This window comes from Flagellimonas spongiicola, assembly GCF_023502425.1.
Taxonomy (GTDB): Bacteria; Bacteroidota; Bacteroidia; order Flavobacteriales; family Flavobacteriaceae; genus Flagellimonas; species Flagellimonas spongiicola.
In genome coordinates, this window is the sequence record NZ_JAMFMA010000004.1 from 141,381 (window position 1) to 156,384 (window position 15,004).

Genomic DNA, 15,004 nt, shown 5'->3' on the forward strand with positions numbered 1-15,004 from the left:
GCTTTTTACTCCTCAATCGTTTTGATTCGGTGATAAAAATCACTCTTATAAGTCTGACTGATACTTAGTCTAGAACCATCAATCTCAACTTGATTGTTTTCAATGGAATTGATTTTATCAATTTGAACGATGTAGGATTTATGGATTCGAATAAAACGTTCAATTGGAAGTATGCCCAATACTTCACTCATTTTACCCAAGGAAAGTATTTTCCTATTTTTCAGTTGATAAGAAATGTAATTACCCGAACCTTCAATGTATAGGATATCATTGAAATCCACCCGTTCTATTTTGGCGCCGCTCTTCACAAATATGTGATTCTTGGCAGGAGTTGTACTTGTCGTTTTATGAATACTATCAGAACGTGAAGGGTTTAATAGATCCAAAACCTTGTTCATACTTTGGAGGAACCTATCAAACTCAATGGGCTTGAGGAGATAGTCAACAACATTCAATTGATAACTTTCCACGGCATATTCTGAATACGCAGTTGTGAGAATTGTCAGTGGCGGTGAAGGCATCGACTTTAAGAATTGAATACCCGACACATTAGGCATATTGATGTCCAAAAAAATGAGCTCCACTTTGTTCTGTTTAAGAAAATCAAAAGCTTTGAGTGGGTTTCTAAAAGTTTGCATCAAATAAAGGCTATCTAGCTGACTTACATACGATTCCATTATTTCAATCGCCCGTGGTTCATCATCAATGATTATACAATTCAATGGTTTCATTTCTGTGTTTGAAGTCTTAATCGCACCGTATATTTAACTGTATCGTCCTCAATTATGAGTTCATGCTTATCCGGATAAAGCAAAGATAAGCGTCGTATTACATTTTTTAACCCCACACCAGAGTGCTCTTCAATTCTGTTCGTTTGATGCTTACTGTTGGAAATGGTAAATAAAATATCGTTTCCCGCAGTCTTTAAAGTGATATGGATAAATGAGTTGTTCTCAATATCGAATCCGTATTTAAAGGCATTTTCAACAAATGGAATAAAGAGTATTGGAGCAACTTTTACTGAAGTATCCGCAGTGGCAATATCTACCTTTAAATCCAATGGGTCTTGCTCCGATAGGCGTAGTTTTTGCAGGGCAATATAGCTTTCCAAATACTTGATTTCTTTATCTAACGATACAAAAGAGGCATTGCTATCATATATCATGTAACGCATAATATGGGAAAGTTTGGCAATACCATTCGCCACATTTTTATTTTCTAGTTTATGCGCTTCAGCATATAAATTGTTTAGTGTATTGAATAAAAAGTGTGGATTTATCTGTGCTTTTAGGAAATTGAGTTCGGTTACAAGTTTTTCTTGAACAATTTGATTTTTGATCAATTCATTCTTGAACCAATCCTTTGCAAGCCTATAACCCACCGAGAGGAATAGGAAAAGAAAATGGAGGAAAATACTATAGCTGACCAAAGCCGAGCCTTTCCCAATTTCGTGCTCCATAAAATTATAGGCAATCAGGTAATTTATTAGCAGGGAGGAAATCAAGGTCAATGCAAAAAACAGTGCGACACGAATGATATGGTTCCGCCTATTTTGCGATTCAATCAATTTAGGAAACAGAATATGGGCATTCCCGTAAAATAGAAGAGCTTTAAAAAAAATGGCGATTGATACCGTGGCCAAGAAAAAAGGTTTATAGGTTTTGGTGTACTCAAAGGTCTCACCAGCCTTAACCATTCTTATTCTAACCCCAAAATTGACATAGGTGATGTAAAACACCAAGAGCCAAAACAACACATGTATTAAGGGTTCAATGTATTTTTTCATGCTGCATATTCCAGGAGGTAAAGTTAGGAAATAGCGATGGCTAGGAAATTAAGATTGACCAACCCTTGGTTTTCTTATTCAAAACCTTCAAAATCTTCTTTAAACTGCTTGAAATCAAAAATTGCGGATTTCAGCCTTGAACATGCTAGTTATGCATAATTGTTTTGAGTTCGATTATATGATCCAGTTCATTTGTTCCAAATCAAAAAATCAAAAAATGAAACAGTTTAGAACTTGTCTTGTTCTGAGTTGGTTACTCTTTGTTGGATGTACCACACTTGCAGGCCAGGAATTCACAAAAAAAGTAATCGATGATTCAATAGAAGAGATTATAAAACACATTGAAGAGAATTACATTGTACCCGAGGTAAGAAGCAAGGTTATTGCTGGGTTAATGGAGAGACATAAATCGGGGGATTATGTTGCTATTCCGACTCCAGAAGAATTTGCCGAAAAAGTCAGTAATGATCTGAGGGAATTAAGTAACGATTACCATCTGTATTTGGTGGCAAAAAGCAATGATTCTAAAGTAAATGCAACCCCATCTAGGCAAATGATGCGGGTGAATCCCGATCCAGCTATTTTTAAAAACTTATTGACCTACAAAATGTTAGAAGGCAATATTGCTTACCTGAATATTCCTATGTTCGGTCCTCTGGAATACGTGAAAAATTCAATTGATGAATATTTGGAACTCAGCAAAACTGCAGATGCATTGATCATAGATGTGCGGCAATGTCCGGGAGGTTCCGGTGAATCCCTAGCCTATTTAGCAGGCGGATTTGTTGATGAGCCGATTCATTTAACAACATACCATAGCAGGGAAGGCAAGCAAGAGCTGCATTCTTTTAAGACGCCTTATGGTACGTACAATAACGATAAGGAAGTATATGTTTTAGTCAGTGATCGCACCGGCTCTGCTGCAGAAGGGTTTGCGTTTTACCTACAACAGCATAATCGTATCACTGTAGTTGGTATGCCAAGTGCTGGGGGTGGCCGTTCCAACAATTTCTTTCCAGTAGGAGATTTGTTTGATGTATCGGTTTCAATTAGAAACTCCATAACCCCCAACGGAAAGCAGTTTCAGGGAGTAGGGGTACAGCCCAATTTAATTACTCCTGCGAGCAATGCTTTGCACCAAGCACAAATCTCACTTTATGAGAAGTTGGGTAAAGAAAATCCAAACAAAATCGGAGAATACAAATCCCTGATTAAAAAAGTAGGCAAACCAGAAGTTACACCAAAGCGCGGTGATCTTGGCGCAATCAAGCGTACTGTACTGGGCTATTTGGAGAACTTTTTTGAAAATAAAACAGAAGAAATGTTCAAATACTTACATCCTTCACTTGCGAAACGAGGCTTGTCCAGAAAACGCGGAACTCCTGGAGTTTTCTTTGAAGATATGAGTAATGAACAGTTGACTGCTATGCTTCAGAAAAAGCGAGTGCTGGAAAAGGAAAATCAAGTTAATCAAGTTGAGATTTTAGATATTTTCCATAATTCAGCAAGTGTAAGGGTAGCTACGGGATACCCTGGGAAAATGGAATGGATTGAATACATCCACTTGGCAAGACTTAATGATGAATGGAAGATCATCAACATCATCTGGGATTACTATCCAAAGAAAAAACAGGCAACAAATACCAGTAGATAATGATACAAAAAGTAATATTTACGCTGTTTGTGGGGCTATTGGTACAATTATCATGTGCACAAACGAGACCACAAAAACCGGCAATACCTTTTGAAAGTATAGAAGCAGCCCATTCTTTTTTAAAACAACAAGAAGCTGTCAAATTGTTCTCAGGAACGGTATTGGTGGTTCATAAAGGCAAGGAACTAATGCGTGAAGCCTATGGGATGGCCAATGTTGAAAAATCCATTAAAAACAACACGAATACCAAAATCAATCTAGGGTCCATTAACAAAGCATTTACTGCAGTTTCCGTGATGCAATTGGTAGATGCCGGTAAACTGAAGCTAAGTGATAAGGTGGTAACATACATACCTGAACTTAATGCGGATATGGCGGACGAAATTACAATCATGCAGCTTTTGGAAATGAAATCCGGGTTGGGTTCTTATTGGGATTCGGAACTGTTTTGGGCAAAAAGAAACGAGTTGAATTCCATGGAGGATTATTTGCCCATCATCAATGAATATCCGCTTAACTCAAAACCAGGTACAATACGTGCATATAGTAATAGCGGTTATGAATTGTTGGGAATAGTTGTGCAACGCGTATCGGGTCAAAACTATTTTGACTACGTCAGAGAACACATTTACCAAAAGGCAAATATGTCTAATACGGATGCCTTTACAAAGTATGCAAAAGTAGAAAATAGGGCCATCGGTTATTCAAAATACAAGAATGGCGAATCCATAGGTGGGCCTGATTCGGGACAGAACAAACCTTTTAAATTCAGCATTACAGACCGTATGCCGCTCCATGGTACAGCGGCAGGTGGCGGGTATTCAACCTTGGACGATATGCGGAACTTTGTTGAGTCCTTAACATCAAATCGATTGCTATCAAAAGAATCTACCGCAAGGGTTTTGAATCATTTTAGGGATGGAACAATCCGACCAAAATTTTATTCCGTACGCGGCGGGAGTTATGGCATAAATTCGACGGTGAACTATGATATGGAAAAAGATTTGTTGGTGATTATTATGTCCAACTATGACCCGCCTACGGCATCAGAGGTGATGCGGCGATTGCGAATAACACCGACTGCACAAGGATAGTTAGGGAATTGGTAGCATCGGTAAACAGGTGTTACTTCGTGATTTCCATGAATTGCTCCTACCGCAGTGTGTAGTATAATTAGCCCGAGTGGTTCGCGGATTTTATTGTTTTGTAACACCCAATGGGGCAATTTGTAAAGTTCTTTTGCAATTGCCCTATTTTTGTTGGAAATTATTTCAGGTTAATTGTATATTTGCACCCGCTAAATAGGTCGCGTAGCTCAGCTGGATAGAGCATCTGCCTTCTAAGCAGACGGTCGAAGGTTCGAATCCTTCCGCGATCACTACCCTTAAACCCCAGTAATTCTGGGGTTTTGTTGTTTTATGACCTAATTATTATTATTTTTTATGTGTACTTATTTCGCTTAATAATGGCTTTAAGCGAATTAATTCCGGACTTATTCCGGACTTTTTAGCACATGAAAATATCTATAAAACTTAGTACCAAAAAGTCCTATGAAACCAATGATGGTTTTCCAATAGTTGTTTATATCTCGCACAATTACAAGGATAGATTATGGAGAACAGGCTATTACTCCAAAATAAAACAATGGAATAATAAACTGGCAAGGCCTAATTCGAAACACCCACAATATTATCAGTTACTTGATTTCTTGCTTACTCTTAATAAACGAATTGGAGAAGTCCTTTTGATATATAACGAACGACAAATGCCGTTTCCTGAGATTAAAGAATGGATTTTCAATGTAAACAAGGATTCATTTTATGATTCCGCCATGGCCATTTTTGATAAGGGTTATCGAGGAACCGATTGGAGTGCTATGCGGAGATTCAATAAGTTTTATCCCTATTCAACATTCAATAATGTTTCTAATAAAATAGTTGTCGATTTCAGAAATGCTTTGTTAAAACAAGGAAATAAACCTTCTGGTGTGGATAGTTACATTAGATCCCTGAAAGCTCTTTGGAATAAGTTGTCTGATAAACCTAATCCATTCAAGGGTATTGTAACTGAAATACCTGAAACCATAAAAACAGTTGCTACGGAGGAGGATTTAGTTAAACTTACTCAAGTTGATTTACCGAACAGTGATGGTTTCAGTGGGTTTTGTCATTATCGTAATTATTGGTTATTAATGTTCTATTTAGGTGGTATTGATCCTGAAGTACTTGCTAAATTAAGATATGATAGACATTTAGTCGCAAATAGGATTATATTTAATAGAGATAAAGGCAGATCAAAAACGTTATGCAATAATATCTTGCCTGAGGAAGCTTTAGAGGTTTTAGAGATTTACAAAGATTCCAGCTTTCCCTTTTTTGTTCCCATATACAAAGCAAATAATTATAAAACCTTTTCAGGTAATTTCTCAAGAAGGATGAGGGATTTAAGTAGAAAACTTCAATTAAGTGTTGAATTAAGACCCAAATCTGCGAGATATACCTTTATTGACCGGGCTCAGCAGCTTTTGATTGATGAGCGAATAACAGCTCAAATAGTGGGACATAAGCGAAGGACAACAACAAGTATATATACAAACGATTTCCCGTTTAAATTACAAGATGACGCACATTTGAGGATTATAAGTGTTTAAAATCATGTTGAAAAAATTATGCATGGCAATTCAATACCATAGCATAAACACTTAATTTACAATAAAATAAGTGATATGAGGCGATTTGAATACACACACCCCTTAGCGGTTAATTTCTCAAAATTTAAAGTCTACGATTTCTCATTTGTCAATTTAGAGGAAGTAATCTTTTTCGAATGGTTGATAGTAAAACAAAAGTGTTTTGGAGAAGGAAATTATTTCTTTTACCAAAACAAACGAATTATCGAAGAGTTAGGGATCAAGAGAACTAGACTTGAGACAATAAAAGGTAAGTTCCTTGATTATGGTTTACAAATTGAGCAAAAAGGAAGTCTGAATATCACACATTATCAAGTGTCATATGATTTTATTGAAAATATTGTTTCAGATTTTGTTAAAGAAGAATATCGATTTGCGTACATTCAAAATATTAGAACCCTGAGTTTTAAGAGCGAAAAACTAACGACTACTGAGGAGAAGGAACACACATTAGAGTTAATTCGCGAATTAAGTTTTATATACAATGAAAGACGCGAGGTATTTAATGAACTTAATCTTAACAAGGTTCGGATACTAAACATTGAATTAGATTTCACGGGAAGCACTATTTACAATCTAAGTCGGCTAATGAAAAGGTACAGTTTAGATACGATTTATGTAACTTTTACTCTTTTCGTTGACTATCTTTTGGAAGATAAAGATCAAACAACTCATATCTTGAACAACTTTTCTAGCTATGATAGTCAGCAAGATAAATTTCCAGTATTTGGTTTTTACAATCAATTACTTCATAACGACAAGGAATCTTATTTTTAGAATGTAGATATCTACATTGGTATTGCTGAAACCTGCAAACTAGAATGCAGAAATCACCTCAATTAATGAATAATAAGAATAGAAAAAATAAAAATTAAAAGTAGAGCTCATTCATTGGTTATATAATATTTTTTGTTAAAATCTTGGGGAAGGGGGGTACAAACATCTATGAAGCAAACACTATAACATCGCCACTTAGTCAAGATTTTACTCAGAGTAATTTTTAAAAGAGGGGGGGGTAAAAATGCTTGAACTCCTTTAGGACACATTAATTTTATATATCAGAATCAATTATTCAATAGTAGTAATGAGTTTTCAATTTTTATATCTTGATGGAGTATGTAAAGTTCTAGCTCTTTAATTTTTATAAAAATATATTGTTCATTTTCTCTATTAAGTGCCATTATCTCTTATCTGTATTATCTAAAAGATGTTGATAAGGTTCTCATTTTCAATAGTTATATTGGCATGTTCAGTTTACAATTTTTCATTTTTAAAATCTTGTTACTGGATAGTTTCCAAATAAATGGAAGCTTGCAAACTTGTTTTCCTAGTGCGGAAGTTTTTGGTTTTTTCAAAATCCACGTGGGATATGCGGCCAAATACGCCTTTGAATTCTAAGGAATTAATTAGTTTTAAAATAGCTGCGTAACTCCCCTCTATTCTCAATCTCTGGGTCGTTGTTGTTGAGTTATTGCCTTGGCTGATATGTGGAGCATTCAATTCCAAAACGTTAACCTTTAGCTCAAGACTTTGGGTATTGATATAATCCAGGAGATTGTTTTGCACAGATGCATTGTCCAAATACAAATCCGTAAGAGCTAAATCCAATTGCTGTTCTTTATGAGTCAAGGCTGACAATCGATTTTGGATATTCCCGTGACGTTCTGCCTTCTCCTGACTCAAGGCCAATTGTTGTCTAAGCAATAGCGTATTTTTGATGGCGAATAGGTAGCAAACAACCGACATAGCCAATACACCAAAAATCAAGTATTTGTTCTTTCTATTCAACTGCATGGAAGGAAATTAGTAAAGTGAATCGGTCTTTGCTCGAACTCACGAATTCGTAAGATTCATAAGTGACATTGTCTATCCAATCTTTTTGTCCCAGATTGGAGGTCCATGTAGTGAATTCTGATTTGTTCTTTGTTTCCCCTGATATGGAAATCACTTGTTCATTTAACTCAATAGGTTTTCCTTCCCGAATAGGTTTTAATGTAGGTTGATAAATCAATTCATCCAGTTGTATGGAACTTGGAATTTCAAAAGCAATCTTATCCAAGTAAAAGGAAGCTCTTGAATTTCCGTTCAAGGAAGCCTGTTTGACCTTCTCTTCCTTTAGCGAGACCCGATTTTCAATGGTCGTTAAAAGTTGGAGTTCTTGCTCAGCCCCAATACCCATATCGGACTCTTGGAGTTTACTTTGATAGCTACTATAGAATAGAAAATTAATTAGAAGTACCGAAAGAAATACAATCAGTGAAAACCGTAACCCTAGTTGAAAAACTCTTTGATTTTTAAATTCGTTGTGCCATTTGTTATTGCGCGTAGAAAGGTTGCCGGTTATTTTACTATTGGCAAGATATCCTACTATTTGCGCGAATGACAACAGGAAATTTGATGACAATTCAATATCACCAAATTTTAACGAGGATTCCGTGTAGCCTTCTTTTGGTTTAATCGAACTGGAATCAGAGAGCACGAAATTAGAACCTTCAATTTCTTCTTCCGTGAAGTACCCTGTAATGTTCTGCACTGCGGAAATTCCAAGTGCTACTTCAGAAGGAAAGATTCCATTGGCATTCAATTCTGCAACAAATTCATCAAAGTATATCTTCTTACAAATCGAAACCCGTTTAGTATCTCCCAACTGTATTACTTGATAATAAAAATTGTCGATTTCCAAGTTTGGGTATGCTTCAATTAAAGCCTGTTCAGGTTTGATTTCATTGATGTTGGGGATGGATTTACCCAGCACTTGGGAGGTATTCAAGATTAGAAAAAGAACTTTGTTTTTCTCAATCAGTTTGCCAAGTTCTTCTGTTGTCGCAAGCGTTTTTTTCGAAGTGACAAACAGTTCATTTTTTTTCTGTTTTACGGTCAAGAATGAATATTGGAGCATGTTGTTTACTTCAAATATTTCAAGTCCTTGATATTCTGAACCTACTGTAATATGTTTCCACCAGGCTTTCAGCATCAATAAATTACTGTAGGTTTAATAAGAATGGTCAATTTCTGTTTGGTGTCTTCCCGCTTACGCTTGCTAAACAACCACTTAACAACGGGTACTCTTGAAAGAAAAGGGACACCACTACCTGAATCATTTTTGATTTTTTCCTCAAGACCTCCTAGAATGGCCAAATCCTGATTTTGCATGCGGATGATGGAGCTAAATTCACGGGAGGTCAACCCTGGAGGTGCATCATCTTCTATTCGCTCACCACTGAAATCGGATTGGATGACGTTGATGTCCAACGTAACCTGACCATCACCAGAGACCAATGGTTTTATACTAACACCAAGTTCGGCATCGATTGGGGCATAATTTCGCACTTCTGAAGTAGTTGGTACTTGGGAACCGAAAAAATTCTGGTTGGTGATCACATAATATGTAGTTTCACCAATTGATAGATTGGCGCGATGCCCATTTAAAGTGGACAACTTAGGCGTAGACCTGATTTTGATATTACCATTTTCCTCCATTGCCTTTATTGTCGCGAAAAATTCCGGAACTACTTTTCCAATATTGAAAGATCCGAACCCATCGAATCCACCAATCACTTTATTTACTGTTTTTGCTCCTAATGTTAGATCCGTCGTTGGAAATATTCCACCTTTGGTTTTTACGGATTCATCGCCTATTCCCCAACTAATTCCCGTTTCCACCAAGGAAGATTTACGCACCTCTATGATCATTACCTCAATTAGAACTACGGGAATTGGTTTGTCTATCTCGTGGATGAAACTTTTAAATCGTTCAATGTTTGCTGAAGGACCACTTACAAGGAAACTATTGAGCTCAAAATCTACTTTAATATCCAAATCCGCCTTGATCTCCTCGGGCAGAATGTTCACTAGTGCTTCTGTATCATTTTGGTAATTCTCAAACCCGCTACCACGCGTATTGATACTGCGCTGACCATTAGACCCGCCTCGTTGATTACCTTGGCCCAATCCATTTTGTCCGTTTGAATAGTAATTTACGTTTCCTGTATTGGTTCTTCCTGCAGTTCGGTAGCCTCCTGAATAATTGGAAGGGTCACTCATTAATTCGACAGAACGGTGCATCATTTGAATAATTTCAACCTTTCGCAGACTTAATTGATCTACCGTACCAAAGAAATAAATGTTGTTTTCTTTTTTAAAGGTGAAATTGACAGCACCATCCCTACTGACCACAGGATTAGTGTTAGTTGGATTTCTTCGGCCATTATTCGCATTGTTTTGTGGTACTGGTATCGGTTGTCCCTTGACCTTACTCTCAAAAATATAGGCTAACAAGTCATCAAAAAAGATGTTTTTAGCATTGAAGGTGACGCTCCCAGCCTGCTCCAATGGCGTTGCAGTGTATACATCCAACTTAAGATCATGGCTTAGATTGTCAACTATCTGTGCAATGGAAGTATTGGTGAAATCAACATTCAAGATTTTATTGATGGTATCCAACACCTCATAATTGGCTCCATTTCTGCTTCTCCGCGTAAGATTGGTACCTCTTGTTCCGCCTTCAATTTCACCAAATAGATAAAACCCATCTCTGGATTTGGAATGGGTCAGTGCATTCAAATCTGCAATTTTTTCCATTGCAATGTCCACTGGCACATTGTTCAGATAAATATTCAATGCACGACTTTTCAGACTGTTGGAATAGAGGAGGTTTTTCCCGGTTACATCCATTATTTTTCGAAAAACTTGCTCCAAAGGGATATCGTTGATATCCAAGGACAGTAATTGTGTGGTAGGATGCATTTGGACAGTGAAGGCCTTTTGAATTTTTTCTGGAGGAGGGGCCGCATAACGTTTGATGGCCAAAATACTTCCGGTAAAATCAATGGTTAACCCGTATTCCTTGCATAAAAACAAGAGTAATTCTGACACAGTAACATTGGAAAAATTGTTTACAATTTTGATATTGGAAATGTCATTGGCCACGCTAAGGTTAAGCTTATGCATTTTGGACACCGCTATCAAAAAATTAGGTAAATCCACGTTATTGACGTTGACTTCCAACTTCAATGTTTCGTTGTAAGCTGGATTCTCCAACGCCAATAATTCCAGTTGGTTCTGTAGGTTTTGAAAGCGGTCATATTGCTGACCAAACCCCAGGCAAACAAACAATAATAGAATTAGAACAATACTTTTCTTCATAGATCAATTGCTTAACAGCGAATAAACTTCTTCCACCGAGGTAATGCCTAGCCGAATCAAGTCAATGGCATTTTCCTTTAGCGTGGAAATGTTATTATCATTCATATAATGTTCTAAATCCAATTGGTTCTCTTTAATGGATTGCGTTAAATCTTTAGATATAGGTAGAATCTCATAAATAGCTTTTCTTCCTTCATATCCAGTATGATGACAGTGATTACAACCCGCTGCCACATGATGTGTTTTTAAATCCTTTGGAATATCGAAATCCATTGGGAAAGCGGTGCGATCCAATTCCTGTTCCTGCTTGCAGTGATTGCATAGTTTTCTAACCAAACGCTGCGCTACACTCATGTTCAAAGTACTGGCTATTAAAAACGGAGGTACGCCCATATCTATTAATCTGGACACGGTTGCCCAAGCAGAATTGGTATGAATTGTGGATAGCACCAAATGTCCGGTCAAAGCCGCTCTAATTGCCATATTCGCAGTTTTCACATCCCGGATTTCCCCAACCATGATGATATCTGGGTCTTGTCTTAAAAACGTGCGCAAGGAACTAGAAAAATCAAGTCCGATATTCTCTTTGAGCTGCACCTGATTGATACCTACCAAGGTATATTCAATAGGGTCTTCGATGGTGAGAATATTGTTATGACTGGTATTAAGCTGTTTTAATGTTGCATATAAGGTGGTGGTCTTACCTGAACCTGTAGGACCAGAGATCAATACAATGCCATTGGGTTTTTTGATTCCTTCCTGATATCGGTTAAATTCGATGGGAAGCATACCCAACTCCTCAAGCTCAGCAGCTCCACTGTCCTTGCTCAAGATTCTGAGCACTAATTTTTCTCCATGCAAAGTCGGTAAGGAAGATACCCGGATATCAAATTCACCATGGTTAGATTTAATCGTGATTCGACCATCCTGCGGCAATCTTTTTTCGGCAATATCCAGATGGGCTTTTATTTTGACCTTGTTCACCATGGTGGGATAATCTTGACTAGGAATGGAATAGTATTCCAAAAGCTTACCGTCCAATCTAAATCGTACCCTGCAGCGTGACTCATAAGGTTCAAAATGAATATCACTACTTCCTATGGACTTGGCTTCAATCAGTATCTTCTCCAAAAAATCGACCGAATAATCCAGCCGAGCACTTTCCTTGGATTTGTTTTGCCTATAATTGGTGGACAGGTATTGTTGTAGTTCTTCACTATTGCAAGTCTCCAATTGCACTTCGGAATCCAAGACAATATTGAGTTCTGCAAGTAGTTCGCTTAAAGAACTACTATCAGTCTTTAAAACCAATTCATTGCCATGTTTCGCTACTGGGACTATCCGATAATGAAAAGCCTGTTCTGCGGATATCGCTTGCTGAATTGCGGAAGGAATATGAAATCTTTTGTTGCGCATTTAAATCAAATAGAGGGATGGGGAATTGGTGAAAATGCTGATACACATGGCACCAATAAGGTAAATGGACATCAATCCTGCCAAGGGTACCGTATCCGTTTTATTGAAAATGCGTAGCAGACTAAAGCAGAAAAGGGCAAAAAGCAATGCACTAACAAAAAGAATGATAAAGGTCAACGTTGGGAAGCCCAGGGCCAAGGCATAGAAAAACAACATATCCCCGAGTCCAAAACTCACATCCAAGAATTTTTTCTTGAAGACATATTTGGTGAACAGCCACAAAATTAAAAGGACGGCGGTTACCAATAATATATTGGCTAAAGCAAAGAACCAGAAAAACTCCATCCCAATATGCCAAATATGAATCGTAGCCAACAATCCAGCTACCAACGGAAACAGAATCCACATTACTGCTCTCTCCTTAAAATCTTGGAAAGCCATCACACCAAAGCTAGCCATGGCCAAAAGTTGTAGAAAAATCATTAGTCCTTGATGGTTTGTTTTGGATTCCCGTTTTCATCAATTTCCCAGACATTCATAATACCATCACCATCAAAATCGGTAATAGCTTCAGCTCTTGCTTTGAATGTAGCATTTGAGGCTTCCAAAATTTCATAATGGTAGTTGGCAGTGCCGTTTTCTTCCACTGTTTTTGGTGCTACAAAATCCAGTTCATTAATATCTAGAGTGTACTTACTATGTAAGTATCTATAGGTGGTCTGTGAATTATAAAGTGCCTTTAACTGTGTTTGCGCCTCAATACTTTTAGCCTTGGAAATCAGTGGCATTAAGTTAGGTAGGGCCAACAATAGTAGAATACCAATAATGGCAAGTACTATAAGTGTTTCCTGTAAGTTAAGCGCAGGAACTTTTTGGGTCAGTTTCCTTTTTAACATAAAGTAGATTGTCTTGATTCGGCTCTACCATTAACTGAAAAAGAAAACGATTATTATATATGACTACATAAAAAGTAAGAAAATAAAATAGATAGTGTAGTACATCGAAAAAAGAAAAATATTACAATAAAATACAGAAATAAGAGATATACTTGCAACCGAAATTTTATCCCAAATGAAATTTCACCCAAATCAAAAAACCTACTTAGCATGTATAAACAGCTTGTAATCGAGGCTGAAGTGCCTAAACTTCCTACAATTAATCTTAACTTTTATAAACCCAAATCTTTAACCATGAAACAAATTCATGCCTACATTGTATTGTTTTTACTTGCCATAGGTTCCTCCTATGGTCAACTTCAAAATGGTGTTGCTAAACTCATCAATGCCGACACAGATGCAGAAATTCTAACCATTACCGGGAATGTGACCTGGGATTTAAATACTGCCGGAGGACTTAACATCAAGTCTGAACCTTCCATAACTGTAACACGAGTTAGATTTATCTTAAGTAACGGCCACACTCGAACCGAATGGACCGCTCCTTTTGCTGCCTACGGTGATGTTAATGGAGATTATGGTAATGTACCTGGTGAAATGAATTATTTTGGTTGGCACCCAGTTGTTGGGGATTTAGATGTTACAATAGAGTACTTGAATAGCAGTACGGTAACAGCCACTGATACTTTTACAATCACTTTTATAGATAGCTCCCTTATTCCTACGGCACCGACGGTGACTTCGTCAGCTAAATCACAAACTACGGTAGACCTTTCATGGTCTGGAGCAACAGATAATGTAGCCGTAACTGGTTATAAAGTTTTTAAGGACGGCGTTTTAGATGCCACTTTAGGAAATGTTTCTACCTATCAGGTAACATCGCTTTCTGCGGGAACCAGTTATGATTTCACGGTAACGGCTTTGGATGGTGATGGAAATGAAAGCCCTGCAAGTAGCGTACTTACAGTGATTACGGACGCCGCAAGTGGAGGTAGTTCTGTTTGGACGGAAAGTAGTGCCACGGCTAGTTATACTGGTCAAGTTGGAGTAGGTGTCTCTTCTGTACCCACAGGATACAAAATGGCCATTGATGGTAAACTTATCACTGAAGAAGTAAGGGTGGAACTCTCGGGTTCATGGCCAGATTATGTATTCCAAGCCGGTTACAAATTATTGACCCTTGAAGAAATCAAAGCATACATTGAAGTTCATGGGCATTTGCCAAACATTCCTTCAGCTGTTGAAGTAGCGACAAATGGCTTGGAAGTTGGGGAAATGAACAAATTATTGCTGGAGAAAATTGAAGAATTGACACTTCATGTAATTCAACTCAAAGCTGAAAATACTACACTGAAGAATTCATTTGCAAAAGAATTGGAAGCATTGAAATCCCAATTTGAATTACTAAAGAAATAATT

General features: G+C 37.3%; 13 protein-coding genes and 1 tRNA gene. 6 read left to right on the forward strand and 8 right to left on the reverse strand.

What is annotated here, in order from left to right; all coding sequences use genetic code 11:
• Window positions 1-5: 5 nt before the first annotated feature.
• A complete protein-coding gene (locus M3P19_RS15490) occupies window positions 6-731 on the reverse strand; it encodes a LytR/AlgR family response regulator transcription factor (RefSeq protein ID WP_249658602.1) in 726 nt (241 codons plus the stop codon).
• Window positions 728-1,786, reverse strand: a complete 1,059-nt coding sequence (locus M3P19_RS15495) for a sensor histidine kinase (protein ID WP_249658603.1) — start codon at window positions 1,784-1,786, stop codon at window positions 728-730. The genes M3P19_RS15490 and M3P19_RS15495 overlap by 4 nt, the downstream gene beginning before the upstream one ends.
• 217 nt (window positions 1,787-2,003) lie before the next feature.
• Between M3P19_RS15495 and M3P19_RS15500 the strand changes: the two genes are divergently transcribed.
• The 5 genes from M3P19_RS15500 to M3P19_RS15520 all read left to right on the forward strand — a co-directional run bounded on the left by M3P19_RS15500 (window position 2,004) and on the right by M3P19_RS15520 (window position 6,906).
• Window positions 2,004-3,440: a S41 family peptidase gene (locus M3P19_RS15500; RefSeq protein WP_249658604.1), complete on the forward strand. Its 1,437-nt coding sequence runs from the start codon at window positions 2,004-2,006 to the stop codon at window positions 3,438-3,440.
• Entirely contained in the window at window positions 3,440-4,534 is a 1,095-nt protein-coding gene (locus M3P19_RS15505) for a serine hydrolase domain-containing protein (protein WP_249658605.1), read from the forward strand. Before M3P19_RS15500 ends, M3P19_RS15505 begins: the two co-directional genes overlap by 1 nt.
• Before the next feature lie 210 nt (window positions 4,535-4,744).
• Window positions 4,745-4,818 (forward strand) — tRNA-Arg (locus M3P19_RS15510).
• 135 nt (window positions 4,819-4,953) lie between these two features.
• The gene (locus tag M3P19_RS15515) at window positions 4,954-6,090 is read left to right on the forward strand and encodes a tyrosine-type recombinase/integrase (protein WP_249658606.1); all 1,137 of its coding nucleotides are present in this window, start codon (window positions 4,954-4,956) and stop codon (window positions 6,088-6,090) included.
• A 75-nt stretch (window positions 6,091-6,165) separates the two neighbouring features.
• Window positions 6,166-6,906, forward strand: a complete 741-nt coding sequence (locus M3P19_RS15520; protein ID WP_249658607.1) for a hypothetical protein — start codon at window positions 6,166-6,168, stop codon at window positions 6,904-6,906.
• A gap of 504 nt (window positions 6,907-7,410) precedes the next feature.
• On the opposite strand, the gene M3P19_RS15525 is transcribed toward M3P19_RS15520, so the two are convergent.
• Genes M3P19_RS15525 through M3P19_RS15550 form a run of 6 tightly spaced genes read right to left on the reverse strand, consistent with a single transcriptional unit; the run spans window position 7,411 to window position 13,586 of the window.
• Window positions 7,411-7,923: a hypothetical protein gene (locus M3P19_RS15525; protein ID WP_249658608.1), complete on the reverse strand. Its 513-nt coding sequence runs from the start codon at window positions 7,921-7,923 to the stop codon at window positions 7,411-7,413.
• Window positions 7,910-9,103, reverse strand: a complete 1,194-nt coding sequence (locus M3P19_RS15530) for a hypothetical protein (protein ID WP_249658609.1) — start codon at window positions 9,101-9,103, stop codon at window positions 7,910-7,912. Before M3P19_RS15530 ends, M3P19_RS15525 begins: the two co-directional genes overlap by 14 nt.
• Window positions 9,103-11,274, reverse strand: coding sequence for a type II secretion system protein GspD (locus M3P19_RS15535; RefSeq protein WP_249658610.1), 2,172 nt, complete (start codon window positions 11,272-11,274; stop codon window positions 9,103-9,105). Before M3P19_RS15535 ends, M3P19_RS15530 begins: the two co-directional genes overlap by 1 nt.
• A gap of 3 nt (window positions 11,275-11,277) precedes the next feature.
• On the reverse strand, window positions 11,278-12,690 hold the full coding sequence (locus M3P19_RS15540) for a GspE/PulE family protein (protein WP_249658611.1): 1,413 nt from the start codon (window positions 12,688-12,690) through the stop codon (window positions 11,278-11,280).
• A complete protein-coding gene (locus M3P19_RS15545) occupies window positions 12,691-13,173 on the reverse strand; it encodes a hypothetical protein (protein ID WP_249658612.1) in 483 nt (160 codons plus the stop codon).
• Entirely contained in the window at window positions 13,173-13,586 is a 414-nt protein-coding gene (locus M3P19_RS15550) for a general secretion pathway protein GspG (protein ID WP_249658613.1), read from the reverse strand. Before M3P19_RS15550 ends, M3P19_RS15545 begins: the two co-directional genes overlap by 1 nt.
• 294 nt (window positions 13,587-13,880) lie before the next feature.
• Here M3P19_RS15550 and M3P19_RS15555 point away from each other — a divergent pair, with 294 nt between their 5' ends.
• The gene (locus M3P19_RS15555) at window positions 13,881-15,002 is read left to right on the forward strand and encodes a fibronectin type III domain-containing protein (protein ID WP_249658614.1); all 1,122 of its coding nucleotides are present in this window, start codon (window positions 13,881-13,883) and stop codon (window positions 15,000-15,002) included.
• Window positions 15,003-15,004: the final 2 nt, after the last annotated feature.